Source organism: Marinomonas phaeophyticola, from assembly GCF_026966905.1.
GTDB classification, from domain to species: domain Bacteria; phylum Pseudomonadota; class Gammaproteobacteria; order Pseudomonadales; family Marinomonadaceae; genus Marinomonas; species Marinomonas phaeophyticola.
Map to the genome: position 1 here is coordinate 374639 of NZ_JAPUBN010000011.1, position 21709 is coordinate 396347.

General features: G+C 40.9%; 21 protein-coding genes and 2 pseudogenes. 12 read left to right on the forward strand and 11 right to left on the reverse strand.

Annotated features, from left to right (window positions below; all coding sequences use genetic code 11):
* Positions 1-2 precede the first annotated feature (2 nt).
* From rbfA to O1D97_RS05630, 5 genes are all read left to right on the forward strand, one after another.
* Positions 3-392 carry a 30S ribosome-binding factor RbfA gene (gene rbfA, locus O1D97_RS05610; RefSeq protein WP_269123655.1) on the forward strand — a complete coding sequence of 130 codons (390 nt, stop codon included), beginning with the start codon at positions 3-5 and terminating at the stop codon, positions 390-392.
* Between the two features lie 8 nt (positions 393-400).
* Positions 401-1327 carry a tRNA pseudouridine(55) synthase TruB gene (gene truB, locus O1D97_RS05615; protein WP_269123657.1) on the forward strand — a complete coding sequence of 309 codons (927 nt, stop codon included), beginning with the start codon at positions 401-403 and terminating at the stop codon, positions 1325-1327.
* Positions 1328-1418: 91 nt separating this feature from the next.
* Complete coding sequence (gene rpsO / locus O1D97_RS05620) at positions 1419-1688, forward strand: 30S ribosomal protein S15 (protein WP_191601069.1); 270 nt, start codon at positions 1419-1421, stop codon at positions 1686-1688.
* 186 nt (positions 1689-1874) lie between these two features.
* Positions 1875-3989 carry a polyribonucleotide nucleotidyltransferase gene (gene pnp / locus O1D97_RS05625; protein ID WP_269123659.1) on the forward strand — a complete coding sequence of 705 codons (2115 nt, stop codon included), beginning with the start codon at positions 1875-1877 and terminating at the stop codon, positions 3987-3989.
* 128 nt (positions 3990-4117) lie between these two features.
* Positions 4118-4708 (forward strand): LPP20 family lipoprotein, encoded by a 591-nt coding sequence (locus tag O1D97_RS05630; protein ID WP_269123660.1) that lies wholly within the window; start codon positions 4118-4120, stop codon positions 4706-4708.
* 69 nt (positions 4709-4777) lie between these two features.
* Here O1D97_RS05630 and O1D97_RS05635 read toward each other — a convergent pair whose 3' ends face one another.
* Positions 4778-4996, reverse strand: a complete 219-nt coding sequence (locus O1D97_RS05635; RefSeq protein ID WP_269123662.1) for a VF530 family protein — start codon at positions 4994-4996, stop codon at positions 4778-4780.
* A 51-nt stretch (positions 4997-5047) separates the two neighbouring features.
* Here O1D97_RS05635 and O1D97_RS05640 point away from each other — a divergent pair, with 51 nt between their 5' ends.
* On the forward strand, positions 5048-6067 hold the full coding sequence (locus O1D97_RS05640; RefSeq protein ID WP_269123664.1) for a DUF3080 family protein: 1020 nt from the start codon (positions 5048-5050) through the stop codon (positions 6065-6067).
* Between the two features lie 6 nt (positions 6068-6073).
* Here O1D97_RS05640 and O1D97_RS05645 read toward each other — a convergent pair whose 3' ends face one another.
* Entirely contained in the window at positions 6074-6400 is a 327-nt protein-coding gene (locus tag O1D97_RS05645) for a hypothetical protein (RefSeq protein WP_269123666.1), read from the reverse strand.
* 291 nt (positions 6401-6691) lie between these two features.
* On the opposite strand from O1D97_RS05645, the gene O1D97_RS05650 reads away from it, so the two are divergent.
* From O1D97_RS05650 to O1D97_RS05665, 4 genes are all read left to right on the forward strand, one after another.
* Positions 6692-7756 carry a GGDEF domain-containing protein gene (locus O1D97_RS05650; RefSeq protein ID WP_269123668.1) on the forward strand — a complete coding sequence of 355 codons (1065 nt, stop codon included), beginning with the start codon at positions 6692-6694 and terminating at the stop codon, positions 7754-7756.
* A 100-nt stretch (positions 7757-7856) separates the two neighbouring features.
* A complete protein-coding gene (gene glk / locus O1D97_RS05655; RefSeq protein ID WP_269123670.1) occupies positions 7857-8828 on the forward strand; it encodes a glucokinase in 972 nt (323 codons plus the stop codon).
* 43 nt (positions 8829-8871) lie between these two features.
* Complete coding sequence (zwf, locus tag O1D97_RS05660; protein WP_269123672.1) at positions 8872-10350, forward strand: glucose-6-phosphate dehydrogenase; 1479 nt, start codon at positions 8872-8874, stop codon at positions 10348-10350.
* Positions 10351-10383: 33 nt separating this feature from the next.
* Complete coding sequence (locus O1D97_RS05665; RefSeq protein ID WP_269123674.1) at positions 10384-11010, forward strand: bifunctional 4-hydroxy-2-oxoglutarate aldolase/2-dehydro-3-deoxy-phosphogluconate aldolase; 627 nt, start codon at positions 10384-10386, stop codon at positions 11008-11010.
* A gap of 115 nt (positions 11011-11125) precedes the next feature.
* Here the strand turns inward: O1D97_RS05665 and O1D97_RS05670 are convergent, their stop codons facing one another.
* From O1D97_RS05670 to rpsU, 6 genes and pseudogenes are all read right to left on the reverse strand, one after another.
* Positions 11126-12529, reverse strand: coding sequence for a PhoH family protein (locus tag O1D97_RS05670; protein ID WP_269123676.1), 1404 nt, complete (start codon positions 12527-12529; stop codon positions 11126-11128).
* Positions 12530-12869: 340 nt separating this feature from the next.
* Positions 12870-14705, reverse strand: a complete 1836-nt coding sequence (gene rpoD, locus O1D97_RS05675) for an RNA polymerase sigma factor RpoD (RefSeq protein WP_269123678.1) — start codon at positions 14703-14705, stop codon at positions 12870-12872.
* Positions 14706-14817: 112 nt separating this feature from the next.
* Entirely contained in the window at positions 14818-15711 is an 894-nt protein-coding gene (locus O1D97_RS20000) for a hypothetical protein (RefSeq protein WP_487353045.1), read from the reverse strand.
* A gap of 26 nt (positions 15712-15737) precedes the next feature.
* A pseudogene (locus O1D97_RS19840) lies at positions 15738-16814 on the reverse strand (DNA primase); the annotation flags it as partial.
* Between the two features lie 19 nt (positions 16815-16833).
* On the reverse strand, positions 16834-17280 hold the full coding sequence (locus tag O1D97_RS05690) for a GatB/YqeY domain-containing protein (protein WP_269123683.1): 447 nt from the start codon (positions 17278-17280) through the stop codon (positions 16834-16836).
* 150 nt (positions 17281-17430) lie between these two features.
* Entirely contained in the window at positions 17431-17646 is a 216-nt protein-coding gene (gene rpsU / locus O1D97_RS05695) for a 30S ribosomal protein S21 (protein ID WP_191601055.1), read from the reverse strand.
* A 389-nt stretch (positions 17647-18035) separates the two neighbouring features.
* On the opposite strand from rpsU, the pseudogene tsaD reads away from it, so the two are divergent.
* Positions 18036-19069 (forward strand): annotated as a pseudogene (gene tsaD, locus O1D97_RS05700) (tRNA (adenosine(37)-N6)-threonylcarbamoyltransferase complex transferase subunit TsaD).
* Between the two features lie 2 nt (positions 19070-19071).
* The gene (folB, locus tag O1D97_RS05705) at positions 19072-19425 is read left to right on the forward strand and encodes a dihydroneopterin aldolase (RefSeq protein ID WP_269123686.1); all 354 of its coding nucleotides are present in this window, start codon (positions 19072-19074) and stop codon (positions 19423-19425) included.
* A 23-nt stretch (positions 19426-19448) separates the two neighbouring features.
* On the opposite strand, the gene O1D97_RS19560 is transcribed toward folB, so the two are convergent.
* From O1D97_RS19560 to O1D97_RS05720, 3 genes are read right to left on the reverse strand one after another with little or no spacing between them, the layout of a single operon-like run.
* Complete coding sequence (locus tag O1D97_RS19560) at positions 19449-20540, reverse strand: tRNA nucleotidyltransferase/poly(A) polymerase-related protein (protein WP_330221439.1); 1092 nt, start codon at positions 20538-20540, stop codon at positions 19449-19451.
* A gap of 17 nt (positions 20541-20557) precedes the next feature.
* Complete coding sequence (glpE, locus tag O1D97_RS05715) at positions 20558-20875, reverse strand: thiosulfate sulfurtransferase GlpE (protein WP_269123688.1); 318 nt, start codon at positions 20873-20875, stop codon at positions 20558-20560.
* Entirely contained in the window at positions 20865-21701 is an 837-nt protein-coding gene (locus tag O1D97_RS05720) for a symmetrical bis(5'-nucleosyl)-tetraphosphatase (protein WP_269123690.1), read from the reverse strand. The genes glpE and O1D97_RS05720 overlap by 11 nt, the downstream gene beginning before the upstream one ends.
* Between the last annotated feature and the right edge of the window lie 8 nt (positions 21702-21709).

Here is a 21709-nt window from a genome sequence, read left to right on the forward strand (position 1 = left end):
TCATGGCAGGCGAATTTAGTCGTACTAGTCGGATTGGTGACCAGCTCCAAAAGGAGCTGGCTTCTATTATACAATTCGAAGTAAAAGACCCCAGACTTGGTTTAGTTACTATTAATGAAGTTAGAGTGGCAAAAGATTTAGGCTACGCTGATATTTATTACACAGTATTGGGTATGGATGATAAGCCAGAAAAATTAGCAGAGAATCAGGTTGCCCTGGACAGTGCTAAGAACTTTCTGCGTCGTCGTTTATCTCAAGAAGTAAAATTGCGTATTATGCCGCATTTACGTTTTCATTATGATAATAGTGTTCTGAATGGCGCCCGTATGTCAGCCTTAATTGATGAAGCTGTACGTGCAGACAGTAAGCATTCAGACAGCAATGATGAATAAGGTAATCAATGGCAAAAACTAAGTGGCGTACTGTTAATGGCATTGTGCTATTAAATAAACCTTTAGGACTTAGTTCAAACCAAGCATTACAGCGTGTTCGACGTCTATTTCGAGCAGAAAAAGCCGGTCATACTGGTGCGCTAGACCCTCTAGCCACCGGTATGTTACCTCTTTGCTTTGGTGAGGCGACTAAGTTTTCTCAATTTTTATTGGATTCTAATAAACGCTATCAAACCCGCATCTCTTTAGGTGTCCGTACTACAACGGGTGATAAAGAAGGTGATATCCTGACTCAAGAAGCGATTCCTTCCATTTCTGATGATGATCTTGAAATACTGCTGGATCGTTTTCGTGGTGATATAGAGCAAATTCCTCCGATGTATTCAGCGTTAAAGCACGAAGGTAAGCCTTTGTATGAATATGCTCGTCAAGGTGTTGTCATAGAGCGTAAACGCCGTTCTGTTCATATTAGTAATTTAACGCTAATTGAACGAACTGAAGATACCCTGACATTGGATATTTCTTGTTCTAAAGGCACTTACATTAGAACCATTGGTGAGGATATTGGTGAAGCTTTAGGTTGTGGCGCTCATTTGGATGCTTTACATCGGGTTTCTTCCGCTTCTTACCAACCAGAAAATATGATGACTCTTGAATCCCTGGAAAGCCTTCTTGAAAGTGACGGTGAAGAGGCTTTAGATGAAATGCTTTTACCCATGGATTCTGCAGTTGATTACTTGCCTGCTGTTGTTTTTTCAGAGTCACAAACACGTGATATTCTGTTTGGTAGAGCGGTTGCTCTTTCTGAAGAATTGCCGGGTACAGAATTGATTCGTCTTTTTTCAGAAGTGGATAACAGATTCCTTGGTTTAGGGTCCATAAAGGGTTTGTTAATTAAGCCTCATCGTTTGATTAATACCAGTGAATTGACCTAAACATAGTGATATAATCCAACTCTTAGGATGGCTGAAAATATGCTCGGACACCCTATATATTTAATAGCATATTATAATTGGAGATAAGATTATGGCTTTGACTGCAGAAGCAAAAGCAGCATTGGTAAAAGAGTTTCAAGTGGCTGAAGGTGATACTGGTTCACCAGAAGTTCAAGTTGCATTGCTAACTAAGAACATTGAAGGCCTACAAGGTCACTTCAAATCTCATATCCATGACCATCATTCTCGTCGCGGTTTAATCCGCATGGTAAACCAACGTCGTAAGTTGTTGGATTACCTAAAACGTAAAGATGCAGCACGTTATACTGGTTTGATTAAAAAACTAGGTCTACGTCGCTAAGACTTTATAAAGGGCCATAGTTTACTATGGCCTTTTTTTATTGATCTCCCAGAGGGCAGCCTGTACTTCATATTGTTTTTTGTTGGACCGAAAAGAGTTTAACGACTATAAAAGAAATAATTTGAGTACTGGCTTAAAAAGATTGTCTTTGGGATCAATCCATTTAAATTTTTAAAAGGAATATATGTGAGTATTACGACAAAAACTTTTCAATTTGGTAACGATACTGTTGTTTTAGAAACAGGTCGAATTGCGCGTCAAGCAACGGGTGCCGTTCTTTGTACTATTGGTGATGCACAAGTACTTGCTACTGTTGTCGGTGCGAAATCAGCAAAAGCGGGTCAAGATTTTTTCCCATTATCCGTTCACTACCAAGAGCGTGCTTACGCTGTAGGTAAAATTCCTGGTGGTTTCTTAAAACGTGAAGGCCGTCCTTCTGAAAAAGAAACGCTTACTTCTCGTTTAATCGACCGTCCAATTCGTCCATTGTTCCCTAAAGGGTTCATGAATGAAGTTCAAGTTGTTTGTACGGTTATGTCAACAAACACGAATTTAGACGCAGATATCGCTGCTATGATCGCAACGTCGGCAGCGCTAACAATATCGGGTATTCCATTTAATGGACCGATTGGTGCTGCACGTGTAGGCTTTAATGACGAATCTGGTTACATCTTAAACCCAAGCTACAGTGATTTAGACTCTTCTTTACTAGACATGGTGGTGGCTGGTACTAAAGATGCTGTATTGATGGTTGAGTCTGAAGCGCAAGAGCTGACTGAAGATGAAATGCTAGGTGCGGTTCTGTTTGCCCACAAAGAAATGCAAGTAGCTATTTCTGCAGTTGCTGAATTTGCAGCTGAAGCGGGTAAGCCTCGTTGGGAGTGGGAAGCGGATGCAGTAAACGTTTCTTTAACAGAAGCATTAGCAACAGGTTATGCAGCACAAATTGAAGAAGCATATGGTATTAGCGAGAAAATGGCTCGTTATACTAAACTAGGTGAAGTACGTGATGCCGCGGTTGCCGCATTGGTTACTGAAGAAGGTGAATTTACAGAGGCTGACGTTACTGGTGCATTTTCTAAATTAGAAAAACGCACTGTTCGTCGTCGTGTTATCGATGGTCAACCTCGTATTGACGGTCGCGACAATAAGACGGTTCGTCCAATTAATGTTGAAGTGGGTCTGTTGAGCAAAACTCACGGCTCGGCTTTGTTTACACGTGGTGAAACTCAAGCGATTGCAACTTGTACATTAGGTACAAGCCGTGATTCACAAATGACAGATGGTCTAACTGGCGAAAGCAAAGACAGCTTTATGTTGCACTATAACTTCCCTCCATACTCTGTAGGTGAATGTGGTCGCATGGGTGGTGTTGGTCGTCGTGAAATCGGTCACGGTCGTTTGGCTCGTCGCGGTGTTCAAGCTGTGCTGCCAAGTGAAGACGAATTCCCATATACAATTCGTATCGTTTCTGAAATTACAGAATCAAACGGCTCAAGCTCAATGGCTTCTGTTTGTGGTGCGAGTTTGTCTATGATGGATGCGGGTGTTCCACTTAAAGCTCCTGTTGCGGGTATTGCAATGGGTCTTATCAAAGAAGACGATGGTTTTGCTGTATTAACTGATATCTTGGGTGATGAAGATCATCTAGGCGATATGGACTTTAAAGTAGCGGGTACTTCTGAAGGTATTACAGCGCTTCAAATGGATATCAAAATTGAAGGTATCAACGAAGAAATTATGGATATTGCATTGAGCCAAGCGCGCGATGCACGTGTTCATATCCTTCGTGAAATGGCAACAGTGATTGGTTATGCTCGCCCAGAAGTTTCTCCAAATGCACCCTCTATGGCTAGCATCAAAATTGATCCTGAAAAAATCCGTGACGTTATTGGTAAAGGTGGTGCAACAATCCGCTCTATTACCGAACTAACGGGAGCTTCGATTGATCTAGATGATGATGGTACAGTACGTATTTTTGCAGCAGATAAAGCGTCATCTGATGCGGCTCTAGTTCGTATTTACGAAATTACAGCGGAAGCTGAAGTGGATAAGATTTATAAAGGTACTGTCGCTCGTTTAGCTGAGTTCGGTGCATTTGTTAACATCTTACCTGGTAAAGATGGTTTGGTTCATATTTCACAAATTGCTGATGAGCGTATCCGTGCTGTTTCAGACTTTTTGAAAGAAGGACAAGAAGTTATTGTTAAAGTATTGGATGTTGATGCACGTGGTCGTATCAAATTATCTATGAAAGACGTAACTGAAGAAGAGAAAATTGCTTTTGCTGCGGCAGAGTAATTACTTTTCTTGACTGATTATAAAAGGCATCAATACAATGTATTGATGCCTTTTTTGTTAATGGCTGCTAAGCTTTTATAAATATTACGACATTTAGTAGTTATGAGTTATTTTTCAGGAGAAAGTTAATGGCTAGAAATACAAAGGCAACATTCTCGACAATGTTGTGTGGGGCTCTGGTTTTAGTAGGGTGTAGCTCTACTCCAGAAAAGGCACCTGTTGCAGAATGCTTATTTGCAGATGGCTCTAATGTAGAGGCACCTGCTTGGGTCTGTGGCGCGCCAATTGAAGGTGTTGAATTGGCGGCTGTTGGTTACAGTGATAAGTCAGTTGCCGGTCCTAATTTTATGAAACAAATGGCTTCTACTGCCGCTAGAGTAGAGCTAGCTCAAGTATTAAGTTTAGACATTGAAAATATGATTAAGCAATATGCTGAGACAACCGGAGCGGGTGATTCCGAAACGGTTGATCGTGTAAATACCGCTGTAACTAAGCAAATTACAGACCAAACGCTAATCGGTTCTAAAATCATTCGCCAAATGCCAACACCAACAGGTGGCATTGTTGTTCTCGTAGGGCTAGATCCTTCAGGCGTTGACTCAATAGCGAAAGAGTTACTTAGAACTTCTATGAATAATGAGCAGGCTTTATTTCAGAAATTTCAAGCTGAAAAAAGTTTTGAAGAATTAACTGAAGAGATTGCTAAACGCCGTCGATAATATAAAAATATTTTCGGATTTATTTAAAAGGAGTAAGTGAATGGCTTATTCCTTTTAAATAGAAAAAGATTATTTATCTGTGGTTACTTCCAAATATAAGTTTTCGACCTTATCTCTTGCCCATTGTGTGCGACGTAAAAATTTTAAACTAGACTTAATGCTTGGGTCTGTTTGAAAGCAGTTAATGGGCACTCGAATCGCCATTTCTTCCCAGCCTAATGTATTTTCAAGTTCAACTAGAATTTGTTCTAATTTTATTCCATGTAACGGATTATTTTTTTGTACCATAACAGTCTCGATTTGGTTGACTAATTTTACACTTAAATGGGTGTTTTCAGTGTGAGAAAACTTTATAGATTGTTTTTATATTGTGGTTTCTTTTTATTCTTGGGCTGTGACTCTCAACATGCGGTCCAGCAAAGTTTTGATGATTATAAAAGTGATCTAAGTAGGTCTCGATGGTTTGATTTACCGCCATTGAAGGCACTTGTTCAGCCTCTTCCTTTACCTTCACTTAACGATAGGCGATCTGAATTAACTCAGTTTGATATTAGTGTATTAGATTTTCTCTCTTTACAGCAATGCAGTATCGGGTCAGTCGTTGGTTATAAAAATAGCATTCTAGGTAAAGTTATGCCTGACAGCCAGAGGTTATTGTATGAATTGAATTTAATCCATGCAATTGATACTTGCCAAATCGATTCTGACTCCCTTAGAGCCGAGTTATTAAGCATCAGACATGTTAAGCAAAAAGAGCTGACTAGAGCCTTTGCGAATAGCCTGTGGGCGGGAGAAGAAAGTGAGGCTTTTTTTAGTCTCTCTAACGGTATTATCTCTATGTCTCCTCATGAATCATCATTCTTGCCGCTACAATCGGCATTTTCTTATTTACAACGAGTACAAACAAATTTAAATACAATACCTCAATTAAGTTCGGCAGAGCTAGAGGGTCACTTTCAAACCATCTACCAAAGTGAATACGCGGGAAGATTATTGCAAACCTTGCGTTTGATAAGTTCTAATTTGAATCAAATTTCAAATGCGCTTCAGATGATAGAGGCGAATGAAGCGTTTTGTGGTAAGCCTATCCTGTTTCTAAAACAGCAATTTAAGCGCCATTACATCGAAAAATTACAGCCTTATATGGCTAGGATTAATAGAGTGGCTTTTAATGTGCTGCCTGTTTTAAATGCATTAAGAGAGCAAACTCAGCCGTTATCTAGTGACTTTAATCGTTTTTTGCAGCAATGGTCTATGATAGGGGATGGCTCTGTGTGGGGAGGGTATCAAATGGCTTCTAAAAGGCATGCGCTCGAATGGAATAGATTATTTAATCAGTGTCAGCTCAGTTATAAATAGAGTCATTCAAGCTTGAGTGGGTGGCAGTAATGATTCAATACTTTTTATTGGGTCGTATTTCTCACCCAACCCCAACGCAAGTGGCTCCTCACCTAATGCTTTAAGTAGTGCTATATTAGCGCTAGGGTTAGATGAAATATGATGAGAAAAGCGAATAGGTCGATTAACTGCGTGAACTTCTTGTTGTGAAAGCGTGTCGGGCGCGCTCTGTAATGCTGGACCGGGTTGAGCAAAAAGGCTCATTAACAAAGCAAATTGTGGATTGCCAGATACCGCTTTACCCTTTTGGGTAGAGTGGGTAATTTGGGTTTCGACAATCTCTCTAATGTTCATTGAATACGCATCATTAATGGATATAACTATGTTATCGAGAGAAACTGATATTTCTTTAATGCTTTGTTTTAAAAGCGCAAAATTATAGACTTTTAGTCTATTTTTAGCCGATAGAAATGCTGGCGTGTTAGAGTAAATAAATCGATAAAGCTTGTAATGAAAGGGAATTATGGTTTTTAGTGTCGATTTACTCTATAAATGATAGATAAGTTGTCAGCAGAGTTTTAAAATTGAATTCAATTTAAATACGATAGTCTAATTTCTACCTTCCGTAACTGTGGATTTAAGTACATGCATGATATACAGCAACTGATAGAAAACGTAAGACAGAATGAGCAAATTGCGCTTAAATTCTTTGAAATCGAACGTTGTATTCTTTCTATTGGACGTTGTGATCAATTTGTATCTACGTTAACTCGAGAAGTGCAAAAGCATTTTAACGTTCCTTATGTGTGGGTGAATTTGATTAATGAAGCGCCTTTGTCTCATTTAATTGAAAACCTAGAAAAAACCACTGATCTTAGAGATCGAGTTTTGTTTACTCGCCGCAGTGCGATGATAGACATGATTAAATCCAGTAATAAAACCGTCCTTGTGAATGAAAATATTCAATCTTGTCGAGAAATTATTCCCTCTTCCTATCGTGATATTATTAGCTCAGTAGCGATTTCTCCATTAACAATTGATGGCGCTTTAGTTGGACTATTCTGTCAGGGAGACTCTAATGTCGACCGTTATAATCCAGAAACAAAAGATACTTTTCTACTCGATCAACTGGCGATTAAAATTTCTATTTGTTTAAGTAACGTCACCGCTAGAGAAAAATTAGAGTATTTAGCGACACGAGATTCTCTTACTGGATTGTTAAATCGGCGTCAATTAGAGTTAATGCTGGAGAGAGAATTTACTCGATCAAAGCAAACGGGGCGAGATTTAACGGCAATTTTTATAGATTGCGATGCATTTAAAGCCATTAACGACACGTTGGGCCACAACTGCGGGGATGAGGTACTTGAGTATATAGCAAGAAGATTACTTAAATATGTTCAGAAACAGGGACTGGCATTTCGATTTGCTGGCGATGAGTTTGTATTTGTTCTTCCTGGTAAAAGTCTTGAGCATTCTCTACAAGTGGCTGAGACACTGCACAACTATTTACAATCAAATCCGTTGCGCTATAAAACTAACCTTGTTCCAATTACCGTTAGTTACGGTGGTGCTAGTATGAATGCGGATACGCCGGGTTCATATAAGCAATTATTAAGATTAGCGGATGAACGTCTTTATAGTTATAAGAATAATAAAAAACGAAGTGTTCCTACCAAAGTACTCAAGTTTTTAAATAAAATACGCTGATTGTAATTTTATTACAAAAATAGCACCCCTCTAATAAAAAAGGAGTGTTTTTGGTCCTTTGTTTGTTGTAAAATTTCATTAAATTATTCAAGGTCCTATTATGTCCCATGCATTAATTGCGGATTTAGGTGGAACTAATGCACGTTTTGCGATTGTTCCTCTTAATGAGTACCAGCCTCAAGAAATAGAAGTGTTTGCCTGTAAAGAATTTGACTCCTTCTTTGCTGCTGCAACCAAATATTTGGAAGTGTGCTCTTTATCTATTCAAGAGATCTCTGCTGTCGTCTTGGCGATTGCCGGTCCAGTTAATCAACAGGTTATTAAGTTTTCTAATAATCCGTGGACCTTTACAAAAGAAGAGGTAGAAAGTTTTTTTGGTGACGGTATACGTGTAGCGTTATTAAATGACTTTGATGCCATGGGTCATTCTTTAGAGGTTCTGTCTACCGATGATTATATTAAGATTGGGGCGGGTAATGATATTGATGAAACGGCTCCAGCGTGGGTGATTGGCCCAGGAACGGGTCTTGGTGTTTCATGTGTGGTACCTCAAGAAAAGGCGAATATTGTTTTACCTGGTGAAGGTGGGCATGTTGATGTGCCTAGCTGTACGGCCCAAGAAGATTATATTATGTCTTTTTTACGCGAGCGCCACCAAAGAGTTTCTGCCGAAAGAGTCCTGTCTGGGATGGGGTTAGAGAATATTTATGAAGCATTGGCTAAACGTAATGGTCTGGATAGTCGATTAACGGCTAAAGCCATTGGTGAAGCGGGTAAGAATAATGATGCGCTTGCTCTAGAGGCATTAGAACAATTTTTTGTTTATCTGGGTCGAGTGGTTGGAGACTTGGTGTTATCTGTAGAGTCTCGGGGTGGCGTATTTATCGTTGGGGGTATTATTCCTCGGTACATAGAGTTATTCCGCCTAAGCGGTTTTCGTCATGCGATGAGTGAAAAAGGCCGTATGTCAGATTTTGTCGGTAAAATACCAACATTTGTGGTGACAGCAGAGTACCCAGGTTTAATGGGGTGCGCAAATTACGCCTCTTATTTAGCTAACGAATCATCATAAATGTATTGATTTGTCGTAAACGCTTAATTTTTTGGAGAAAGTGATGAATAAGTCCAGTTTGAAAGCCTGCGACGTAGTGATTTTTGGTGGCGGTGGTGATTTAGCTATGCGCAAATTATTACCTGCTTTATACCATCTTGATATGGATGGTCTATTAGCACCCACAACTCGTATTATAGGTGCATCTAGGCGAGAATTATCTGCTGAAGAATACCAAGCAAAAGTTCGAACTGCGCTGGATGAATTTGTTCCTTCGAGTGTCGGTGATGATGAGACCTGGCCTCGATTTAAAGAGCGTTTAAATTATGTATCTGTAGATGCTCAAGAGGTTTCTGATTTTGCTCGTTTTAACGATAGCGGTGTTGGTGACAATGAGCGTGACGTGGTTTTTTACTTAGCCACCTCTCCAGATTTATTTGGCTCCATTTGTTCATCGTTAGCATCTCATGGTCTGAACCAAGAAAGAATGCGAGTGGTTTTAGAAAAACCGTTAGGTAGAGATCTGGTTTCTTCAAGGGCGATTAATACCGAAGTAATGCAGAACTTTAATGAGCCTCAAGTTTTTCGAATTGATCACTACCTTGGTAAGGAAACCGTTCAAAATCTATTAGCTATTCGCTTTGGCAATACATTATTTGAACCTTTATGGGACAGTGCTCATATTGATAATATTCAAATCACGGTGTCTGAAACAGTAGGTGTGGAAGGGCGTTGGGGATATTATGATAAAGCTGGTGCCTTGAGAGATATGGTGCAAAACCATTTAATCCAGCTATTGTGTTTAGTTGCAATGGAGCCACCTAGCAGAATGGATGCGGACTCTGTTCGAGATGAGAAAATTAAAGTATTAAAAGCATTGCGACCAATTTCTGGTGCGAATGCGTATAACAAAACCGTTCGTGGTCAATATGCGAAAGGGGTTGTTAGTGGTAAGACGGTTCAAGGTTACTTTGATGAGGAAGACAGTAATCCAGAATCTCGAACAGAAACCTTTGTTGCACTTCGAGCCGATATTGATAACTGGCGTTGGGCAGGTGTTCCTTTCTATTTAAGAACCGGAAAACGTCTAGGACAGCGCTATTCTGAAATTGTGATTCAATATAAAGCGGTTCCTCATAGTATTTTTAGTGATGAGAGTAACCGTCAGTTACAACGCAACCAATTGGTGATTCGTCTACAGCCGGAAGAAAAAATATCGTTAACCGTTATGAATAAAGTACCGGGTGCTAGTGAAGGTATGAATTTGCAGCCAGTAGACTTAAACTTAAGTCTAACAGAAGCCTTCCATAACAAACGTAGTCCAGAAGCATATGAGCGTTTATTACTTGATGTGATGCGGAATGATGCCACTTTATTCATGCGCTATGACGAAGTGGAAGCGGCATGGAAATGGGTAGATGGCATAATGGATGCTTGGAAACAAACAAGTGAACGTCCAAAAGAATACGCTTCAGGTTCGTGGGGACCGGCCGCTTCTATGGCACTGCCAATTAAAGATGGTAGAAACTGGCACGATTACTAAGAACTTAAATAAACCCTAAATTAGGATTATTGTATGACGACGTATTTAACTCCGGAACAAGTAATGACCGCGACGGCTGTTGTCCCTGTCATTGTCGTGAACAGTGTTGAAGAAGCTGTGAAGCTTGGTAAAGCATTAGTGGCTGGCGGGGTTCCTGTGTTGGAAGTGACTCTGCGTACTTCTGTTGCATTGGAAGCGATTACGGCCTTACGTAAAGAAGTGCCTGAGGCAATTGTAGGTGCTGGTACGGTATGTGGCCGTGAGCAATATATTAAGGCTGTAGAGGCGGGTTCTCAATTTATAATTAGTCCAGGAATGACAGCAGATTTGTTGGCTGTTGGTAAAGAATACTCCGTGCCTTATTTGCCTGCGGTGGCAACGATCTCTGATATTTTATTAGGGATGGAGTACGGATATGATCATTTTAAGTTCTTTCCTGCTGAAGTAAATGGCGGTATTAAGGCATTACAAGCTTTTGGTGGTCCTTTACCTGATATACGTTTTTGTCCAACAGGTGGTATTGGTGCGAAGAACTTCCGAGATTATTTGGCTTTACCTAATGTGCTTTGCGTAGGTGGCTCTTGGATTGTGCCTGCAGATCTAGTGAAAGCTGAAAAGTGGGATGAAATTACTGAATTAGCAAAATCTGTGAGTAGCTGAGTAATCGAGTACCATCTAATTTTGTTAAAACCCTCTAAGCGGTGTGTTTAGAGGGTTTTTTTATGGAAAAATACCATAAAGAAATGACAATAAGGGCTACCCTACCTCCAGTGTGCTATAAATTTTCCTCCGCGAATTCGGCTAAGCGGCTCCTTTCTATGCCGTTAACGTGCATGATACTGGCATAACTGAAGTCTTTGCATTTCTCTACAAGATAAGTAAGCCCTGATGTGAGTGGATTAATGTATTTGTTGTCGATTTGAGCTAGATTGCCTAAAACAATAATTCTAGAATTGGTTCCAACGCGTGTCACAATGGACTTAAGTTGAAATTGGGTTAACCCTTGAGCTTCATCTATGATGATAAGGGCATTATTAAAAGAACGGCCTCTCATGAAATTTAATGATTTAAATTGGATGTTGGCTTTTTGCTTTACATAATCAATGCTGCTAAATGCATGCTCATCAGCACCATGCAGTATTTCTAAATTATCATCAAAGGCCGCTAACCAGGGGGCCATTTTTTCTTCTTCCGTGCCAGGTAAAAAACCAATGTCTTCAGCCATGGGAGGGGTGGAGCGGGCAACAATAATTTTATTAAAACGTTTTTCTTCCATGGAAACTTGTAATGCATAGGCCAATGCCAATAGTGTTTTACCGGATCCTGCCGGTCCTGTCATGATCATTAAATCGGAGTTGTCATGACGTAACAAATAAAAAGCCATGGCCTGTTCTAGGTTTCTAGGATGTATTCCCCAAAAACTCTGGTGCATTAAGCTTTGCTTGTTTATGTCTAGCACATAGGCATATTTGTCATCTATATTGCAAATGAACCCAACAAACTCCATATCATCAATCAAAAACATATTAGGGTAAAGAGGCTCGATTGCGACCTTTGGAATAAGGTGTATCGTATGCCTTCCGTGTTGTTCTGTTTTTACTTTCTCTATGCCTTCCCAGAAGCTGCCTTCAAAATGTGTGTATCCTTTGCTTAATAAGTCTACGTCATCCAGTACTTTGTCTTTTCGGTAGTCTTCAACGCGCTCTAAGCCGGATCCCTTGGCTTTTATCCTCATGTTGATGTCTTTAGTTACTAAGCACACCGGTGTTCTTGGATGGGTTGCTTGAAGACTTAGGGCGACATTAATAATGCGGTTATCGTTGGCGTGGTCGTGGTTGCTGTTCAAAAAAGGAACGTTATCAATGTTTGCTATTTTTTGATCTGGATAAACCGCAAGGTTTCCTTGGTTTTGCAAAGGGGAGGGTGTGTCGTCTTGAGAGTGAGTGTATATTGGAACTCCTTCAAGAAGTGCTTTTGGTGCCGCATTACCGACAATACGGTCGATTGTATTGATGGCCATTCTTGCTTCTCTGCTGACATCTTTGTCACGGCGGTCTTTGATGACGTCTAACTCTTCTAATACCGTCATCGGAATGACCACCTTGTGCTCGCCAAAGGCAAAAATAGCAAGGGGATCATGCAGTAAAACATTGGTATCAAGTACGTATATTTTTTCCATAATACATCGCTCCTGTAGAAATTGCCTTTATTGCGCAAATCTAAGACGGGTTAAATACAAGTGCTTTTATAGAGAATTAACGAACCTTCCTGTTGTGTTGAAGAATGAAAGGAGCGCCAAGTTAAGATGCGGGAAAGAAACCTCTATTTCTACTACGCTCTTAGCTTGTCTACCTTTGTAATATGAAATAAGTTTATGACAGTTTTGTAAAAAGCGTGAGAATTTCTTTTCGATTAAGTAATGACAGTATTGATGATGAGTGAATTTAGCGTAGACATAAAAAAACCGCTAAAAAATTAGCGGTTTTTTGAAAGTAACTAAATCAATGATCGAATTAATTTTATTCGTCTAAGAAGCTTCGTAAATGCTCAGAACGGCTTGGATGACGTAGTTTACGGAGAGCCTTCGCCTCAATTTGACGAATACGCTCACGTGTAACATCAAACTGTTTACCGACTTCTTCCAATGTGTGATCAGTATTCATATCAATACCAAAACGCATTCTAAGAACTTTTGCTTCACGAGCCGTTAAGCCAGAAAGTACAGAAGTGGTGGCTTCACGTAAACCTTCAATCGTAGCCGTATCAATAGGGGATTCAGCGCCATCATCTTCAATGAAATCACCCAAATGAGAGTCTTCATCATCACCTATTGGTGTTTCCATCGAGATAGGTTCTTTCGCGATTTTTAATACTTTACGAATTTTATCTTCAGGCATGTCCATACGTACAGCAAGTTCTTCAGGCGTTGCTTCACGTCCCATTTCTTGCAGCATTTGGCGAGAAATACGATTCAGTTTATTGATGGTTTCAATCATATGAACTGGTATACGTATGGTTCTAGCCTGGTCTGCAATTGAGCGCGTAATTGCCTGTCGAATCCACCAAGTAGCATAAGTAGAGAACTTATAACCACGGCGGTATTCAAACTTATCGACCGCTTTCATTAAACCAATGTTACCTTCTTGAATTAAATCCAAGAATTGTAAACCTCTATTGGTGTATTTTTTAGCGATCGAAATAACTAATCGTAAGTTGGCTTCAACCATTTCTTTTTTCGCACGACGAGCGCGAGTTTCACCAATAGAAATTCGGCGGTTGATTTCTTTTAGTTCAGCGATTGTTAGGCCACTGTCTTTTTCGATATTGCGGAGTTTGCGTTGGCTACGCATAAATTCAGCTTCGTTTTCAACTAGGCCTTCAGCGTAACGAGCGCCAGAGTTAATTTGTTCTGCTAGCCATTCCGTATTCGTTTCATTGCCTGGGAAGCGTTTCAAGAACTCTGTTCTAGGCATTTGAGATTTACGTACGCAGACATGCATAATACTACGTTCTTGCTCACGAACCTTGTCCATACGAGAGCGAACGCGATAAACAAGCTCATCAAACATTTTTGGTACAAGTTTGATAGGGGCAAAATTGATACTCAATTCTTCTTGTTTTTCTTTAACAAGAGGGTCTTGACGATCACGAGTTTCAAGTAGGGCTTTCAACTCAGTATAGACGCGATCGATTTCATTAAATCGACGGGCTGTCTCTTCTGGGTCAGGGCCACTTTCAGTCTCTTCCTCTTCATCATCATCTGACTCATCATCATCAAGAGCATCGTCATCAGATTCGATTTCAACTTCTTCAACTACAGGCTCATCAAATACAGGCTCTTCGCCATCGCCATCAATGAAACCACTAAATATATCGCTAAGGCGGCCTTCTTCTTCTTGGACTTTTGCGTAGGCGTTAAGTAAAACGTCTACAGCTCCAGGATAGTAAGAAACGGACGACATGACTTCGCGAGTACCTTCTTCGATACGTTTCGCAATAGCAATCTCGCCTGCTCGGGTCAGGAGTTCTACTGTTCCCATTTCACGCATATACATGCGGACCGGGTCTGTCGTTCGAGTAACGTCGCCTTCGACAGCCGCCAATGCAGCAGCGGCTTCTTCAGCGGCCGCTTCATCGGTAGAGTCGCCTTCTTCCATGATAAGGCTATCTTTATCTGGCGCATATTCAGAAACCACAATGCCCATGTCATTAATCATGGCAATGATTTCTTCAACCTGTTCTGGATCAGAAAGGTCATCAGGAAGGTGATCATTAACTTCGGAAAAGGTTAAATAGCCCTGTTCTTTACCTTTAGCGATCAGCTCTTTGAGACGTGACTGTTGAGTGTCTGGCATTCGACAACCTATCGTTTGAAATTCGTTTGGGAAAATAGCAAGCCGCGCATTGTAGCAAAAACAAACGACCTTTTCTAGAATTCTTCTTGTTTAATATAAAGAAATCAGCTTTTTATGGACGCTTTTTTTTGCGCATTTGTTCCATCCATTGGCGGAGCTCAGTGCGACTATCATTATCCTTTATGGTCTCATTTCCTTGATTTTTCAACCTCTGACTACTTGCATTTCTTCCAAGATTTTCTTCCATTCGCTCTATGACGTCTCTAACTTCTTGTTTTGCATTGCTTATTTTTGATTTTGTGTGGGCGTCTGGGTGGTTCAATAAATATAAAATAGCATCATAATTTTCACTATTGTTCCAGTTGCCTAATAAATTCCCTGTATTTTTCTCTGGGTATTTATGGAAGTAGCGCCATACTTTACTAAAAAGCTGTACATCTTGATCCGGTTGGCGAAGTAATGGGTCTGACACGTCAATGTCGCTCGCTATATGTGGGTGCAGTAATAAGCATAAGGTCGCGTTTCCGATTTGAGATAATGCCGGTAACGATGACATTCTTGGAAAATTGAAGTGTGCCTCGTTATCAGCACTTTTTTTGCTGAACGCTTTACCGTTAACGTTCTTTTTATTTTTGAATGCTTGACTATAAGGCTCTTTTTTATAGTGGCTATTGCTTTCTTGGGTTGGGTTGTAGGGTTCGTATGATGAATCATCATAATAGCCTGGCGGCTCATCATAATGAGGAGGAGTGCCGTTGTAGTGCTCTATGTTGTTTGGGTCGGCTTCTGTTTGATTTGACCTGTATTTAGGTTTTTGGGTATTGCTCGAGAGTGATTCGGCATTGATTCCCGATTGTTCTGCGAGTTGTTTCACTAAGATGGATTTTAGCGTACATTCAGGCATATTTTGAATGTGTCTCATCGCATTTTGAGCAAATTGTGCTTCACCTTCTTCATCGGCAAGGGTGACCTCTTTGCGAGCATGGTCAAACAATACATGTGCCATGGAAGAGGAGTCATCTAGTCGGTTTAAAAAACGTTCTTGGCCTTCTTTTCGAATAAGAGAGTCAGGGTCTTCTCCTTCAGGTAAGAATAAGAACCGGACTTGTTTGTTGTCCTGCATCACACTTAGACTGGCTTCTAGGCCCCTGATAGCCGCCGATCGACCCGCCTTATCACCGTCAAAGCATAAGGTTATTTTGCTAACAAGTTTGAAGAGTTTTTGAATGTGTTGGCTATTAACTGAGGTTCCTAAGGTTGCCACAGAGTTAGTGACGCCATTTTGAGCTAATACAATCACATCCATATAGCCTTCAACTACAATAATATGATCGAGTGTTGGGGTGTTCTGCTTAGCTTCATATAGACCATACAGTTCTTGGCTTTTATGGAATACCGGTGTTTCTGGAGAATTTAAGTATTTAGGTTTTTCATCGCCAAACGCTCGTCCTCCAAAAGCAATAACCCTGCCTCGAGAATCGCGAATTGGGAACATAATTCGATCTCGAAAGCGATCGTAAAAATGACCTGGTTGATCTTTTTCTCGATCAGCATACCCGCTTGGAATAGGTGCTCTTGCGTTTCGGATTTTTGTCCTAAGCCTTGTATTAAGTTGTCCCATCCTGGTGGCGCGAACCCAAGTCCAAATACTTTTGATATTTGTCCTGAGAGGCCTCTCTCTTCAGCAAGGTAGTTTCTTGCTCTGGTTTTGTCTGGGTGAGATATGAGTTGTTTTTGAAAGAAAGTAGCGCTTTCCGTAAGTACTTTTAGTAGGCCAGCATTTTGCTCATAGCGATCTGGAGCCCCTTGTTCTCGGGGAACTTCGAGACCGGCTTCTTTCGCTAATACTTCAATGGATTCAACAAAATCTAGGTGATCATGTTCCATTAAAAAGGAAATGGCATTACCACCCGCGCCGCAGCCGAAGCAGTAATAAAACTGTTTGTTTGGGTTTAGGCTAAAAGAGGGGGATTTTTCGTTATGAAATGGGCATAAAGCGCTGTAATTTTGCCCGGTTTTCTTTAGTGTTATGCGGGACGCCACCACATCAGTAATATCGGTTCGAGCTAGAAGTTCGTCAATAAATTGATCTGGAATGCGACCCGCCATAAAGAATACTCTTGTGTATTTAGCCTAATAATTTCTTAACCAGTTTACTAACCTGAGCCACATCAGCACGACCTTGGACTTGTGGCTTAACAATCGCCATTACTATGCCCATTTGTTGCATACTCGTTGCGCCTGCTTCATCAACCGCGGCTTTGACAATGCTTTCTACTTCTTCGTCGGTAAGAGGTTGAGGTAAAAATTCGCGAATCACTTCCATTTCGGCTTGTTCAATTGCGGCGAGATCTTCACGACCACCATCGGTAAATTGTTGCACAGAATCTTTACGTTGTTTTACCATTTTATCCAGAATGACTAAAGCACGAGCGTCATCTATTTCGATTCGCTCATCCACTTCCACTTTTTTAAATTCAGACATAATGGTACGAATAAGAGTAACGCGTGCTTTTTCTTTGGCGCGCATAGCTACTTTTAATTGATCGGATACATTTTGCTTTAATGCTGACATGGTTAAATCCTCTGGTGGTTGGTCTAAAACAAAAAAAACGGCAAGTAATAATACTGGCCGTTTTCTCAGTCTATTTTGAGTAGATCAAAATAAACGAACGCTTGTGAGTACTTCTAGAGTTCAATCAAAATTGAACTAGAGAGTAAAGTCCTAGTACAAACGTTGGAATTTACGTTGCTCACGAGAAACTTTTTTCGCATGACGTTTAACTGCAGCAGCGGCAGCACGTTTGCGAAGTGTAGTTGGTTTTTCGTAGCATTCACGACGACGAACTTCAGCAAGAACACCTGCTTTTTCACAAGAGCGTTTGAAACGACGTAGAGCGATGTCAAATGGTTCGTTATCTTTAACTTTAACAGCTGGCATGTATGTACCTTATAAATAATTAATGTTATGAATTTTTGTGATCACAAAAACACGGGCATCATACCTGTATTTTGCGGTGCTTTCAAAAAATAAGAGCACTCTGTGATCAAAGCGATCTTTTACTCTTAATATGTAGACTCAATTACAGAAAAAAGCGTAAGAGAGTTTAGTGTCATGTCTATCTATAGAGTCGTCCGAATCCGTTTCGGAACAAAAGAAAAATCACCTGCCTTTTAATTCATAATTTTAAACGTGCGATATTATAGAGTTCTACGGGACTGAAGTCCATTAAAAAATGAAAACACTTACTATAAGTTAGAGGTAAGGCGCTTATTTAAGCGATTTTTCGTATACAATGTGATTAACGTTTTCCTGAGAGATAGAAATACATGATAGTGCTAGGTTTAGAAACCTCTTGTGATGAAACTGGTATCGCGATTTACGATACGAATAAAGGTCTGTTAGCTCATAAAATTTACTCTCAAATTGAAAAGCATGCAGAATATGGTGGTGTTGTTCCGGAATTAGCTTCACGGGATCACATTAGAAAAACCTTGCCTTTGATTGATGAAGTGCTGGTCGCCGCAGGTATATCAAAAAAAGACTTACAAGGCATTGCCTATACTAGTGGCCCAGGATTAGCCGGTGCCTTAATGGCCGGTGCGACTATTGGCCGTTCTTTGGCTTATGCGTTGGATATACCTGCGTTAGGCGTACATCATATGGAAGGCCATTTATTGGCTCCTATGCTAGAAGAGCGACAACCGAAAATGCCTTTTATCGCCTTATTGGTATCGGGGGGCACACCCAGTTGGTGCGAGTGGATGGCATTGGTCAATATCGCTTATTAGGTCAATCCTTAGACGATGCGGCCGGTGAAGCGTTTGATAAAGCCGCGAAAATGATTGGTTTGCCTTATCCTGGTGGTCCTTATATTGCGGCCTTGGCAAAATCAGGGCGATCGGATTCTGGTTTGAAATTTCCTAGACCAATGACTGATAGGCCCGGCTTAGACTTTAGTTTCAGTGGTTTAAAAACCGCTTTTCTCACGGCGGTTCATGCTGCACTCGATAAGGGGGGCTGCGATGAGCCGTTTAAAGCGGATGCGGCACTTGCTTTTGAGCAAGCAGTAGTTGATACCTTGGTGATTAAATGTCGTCGTGCGTTAGAGCAAGAATCTCTGTCACAGTTGGTTATTGCGGGAGGGGTCAGTGCAAATGTACGTTTACGAACTCAGCTGGAGTCTCAGTTAGCAAAAATGAAATCCAGCGTGTTTTATGCCAGAGCGGAGTTCTGTACCGATAACGGCGCAATGATTGCCTATGCCGGAGCCCAAAGGTTGCTTGCAGGACAATCGTCCCCGCTTAATTTGACGATTCGTGCTCGTTGGCCTTTAGCCGATTTACCACCAATAAAGGAATAACTATGAAAGACATTGTGTTTATTGAAGGGCTAAAAACTGAAGCCGTCATTGGTGTTTATGATTGGGAAAAAGCAATACAACAAACCTTGGTTTTTGACTTAGAAATGCAACATGATAATCGTCTGCCTGCGGCGACAGATGACTTGAGCAAAACCTTGGATTATGAAGCTATTTCCAATTTTATTACTGATTTTTGTTCAACCAACGTATTTGAGCTAATAGAGACCTTAGCTGAAAAGCTCTGTGCCGAATTAATAGAAACCTTTTCGATTCATTCGATTACCATGACGTTGAGAAAGCCGGGTGCTGTGCCTACAGCCAATGCCGTAGGTGTTAAGATCCACCGTCAGAAATAGCAATAACGAATCCACTCAGAGCGTTATTTTTGAATGAGTGGATTCGTCTGATCTAGTAAACTATTCTGTCTTGCTTCCTTCATGGCTTTACCGAGTTCTACTCCTGAAAAACCTTGCTTAATTAACTGCCCACTGCTAACCAAGGCGGCTTGTTCTCTTAGTTGCTGCCAATGTTTACAATCGGTTGCGGTAATGCTTGAAAGGACTTCGACCAGCCGCTGGTAAGGCTGAGGTCGCTTTATCGCGCTAACAAGCGTCAACCAGTTTTCCCACTCGATGGCGGTTAGGGGTAACTTATAGCTATGATTAAACTCACTGACTAGGGTGGCTAGATGGGTGAATTGATTCGGTACTTTTGCTCTTTTCTGCATCAACTTAAGTGGTTCTGGCATGGATGCAGAGCATAAATACGCCCATTTTTGAGGCGCTGTCGCTTGCTTAAAATGGGACCACTTACTGGTATCAACAGGCCAACTAAGCTCAGGAAATAACGCTTCTAAGGCTCCGCATTCTTGAAGCGCATTAAAAAAGTATTCTGGATGTTGGCTTTGCAGTGATTTTTCTAACTCTTTCCAAATACGTTCAGGAGATAGGGTGAGTAATTCCCCAGACTCACTGATTTTACGCATTAGGTGTAGGGTTTCAGGAGCTATGGTGAAACCAAACTGGGCGAAGCGAGCGGCAAACCGGGCAACACGTAATACTCTTAAAGGGTCTTCAATAAAGGCATTGGAAACATGACGAAAAACCTTATTTTCTATATCTTGTTGGCCATGGTATGGGTCATGAATTGTGCCTGACTCATCTTTAGCAATGGCGTTTATCGTTAAATCTCGCCTCAGTAGGTCTTCTTCTAAAGTGATGTCTGCGGAAAAATCACAAATAAATCCTGTGTATCCTTGTCCTTGTTTTTTTTCAGTTCGAGCTAGGGCGTACTCTTCCTTTGTTTTTGGATGCAGAAAAACAGGGAATTGCTTACCTACTTGAGTGTAGCCTTGGGATAATAAGTCGTCTGGAGTGGCGCCCGTAACTAACCAATCTCTATCGATGACATCCAGCCCGAGTAATTCATCACGGACGGCCCCTCCAACTAAATATACACTATGCTTAGACATTCAATGTTCTTAATAAATTAGTCTTGTGAGCACTGATCAGGAAAGACAGCACTCCATTGGCTAAAGCCACCATTAAGTGAGTAGACCTCATTAAAGCCTTGGTCAGCTAAAAAAGCGGCGGCGTTTTTACTGCTATTGCCGTGATAGCAACAAACAATCAGAGGCAAGGATTTATCGGCTTGAGCGATGTAATCACTAATATTGTCATTGTTCAAATTAAAGGCATTCGTCATATGCCCTGATTGAAAGCTGGCTGTATCTCGAATATCAACAATGAGAGCGTTGTTTTCGATAAGAGGGAGAGCGTCGTTAATATCGATGCACTTATAAGTCATTATTACTGGGTCCTTTAATTGAACATGGTGTGCTAAATAATTGCCAATCATCAAGGCGAATGGCGGTTAAGCTTCCGCCCCAAACGCAGCCTGTATCTAAAGCATGTATATTGGGGTAGTGTACTTTTCCTTCAAGTGCTGCCCAGTGACCAAAAATGATATGGGTGCCATCTGGAGTTTTTGAAGGATAAGTAAACCAAGGCGCATAGTTTTTCTGTGCGGTGGCTGGTCCCTCTTTTGATTTCAAGTCGAGCTTGCCTTTGTCTGTGCAAAAACGCATGCGAGTGAGATAATTTACAATGGCTCTAAGGCGTGTCATACCAGTTAAGGACTCGTCCCATTTCTCCGGTTTATTACCATACATAATGGCAAAGAAATCATCGGCTTGATCACTCTGAAGAACCGTTTCAACTTCTCTAGAGTATCTTAACGCGTCTTCAATTGACCAGCAGGGAGGAATACCAGCATGAGTCATCACCGCATTAAAGTTGTTATCGAAATGGCATAAAGGTTGGGCTTGCAGCCAATCTAATAGCTGGTCTCTGTCTGGGGCGGCCAAAATTTCTTTTAAGGTGTCACTGCGTTTGAGACGGCCAAAGCCACGAGCAAGAGCTAAAAGGTGCAAGTCATGATTGCCTAATACGACTTTGGCATTATCGCCCAAGCCATGAATAAAGCGTAATGTGGCTAATGATTCAGGACCTCGATTAATTAAGTCACCTGCAAACCATAAGGTGTCCTGCTCGGGTTGGAACTCAATCGTCTCTAAAAGAGTGAGCAAAGGCGTTAAACACCCCTGTAAATCGCCAATTGCATAGGTTGCCATAAATGCCT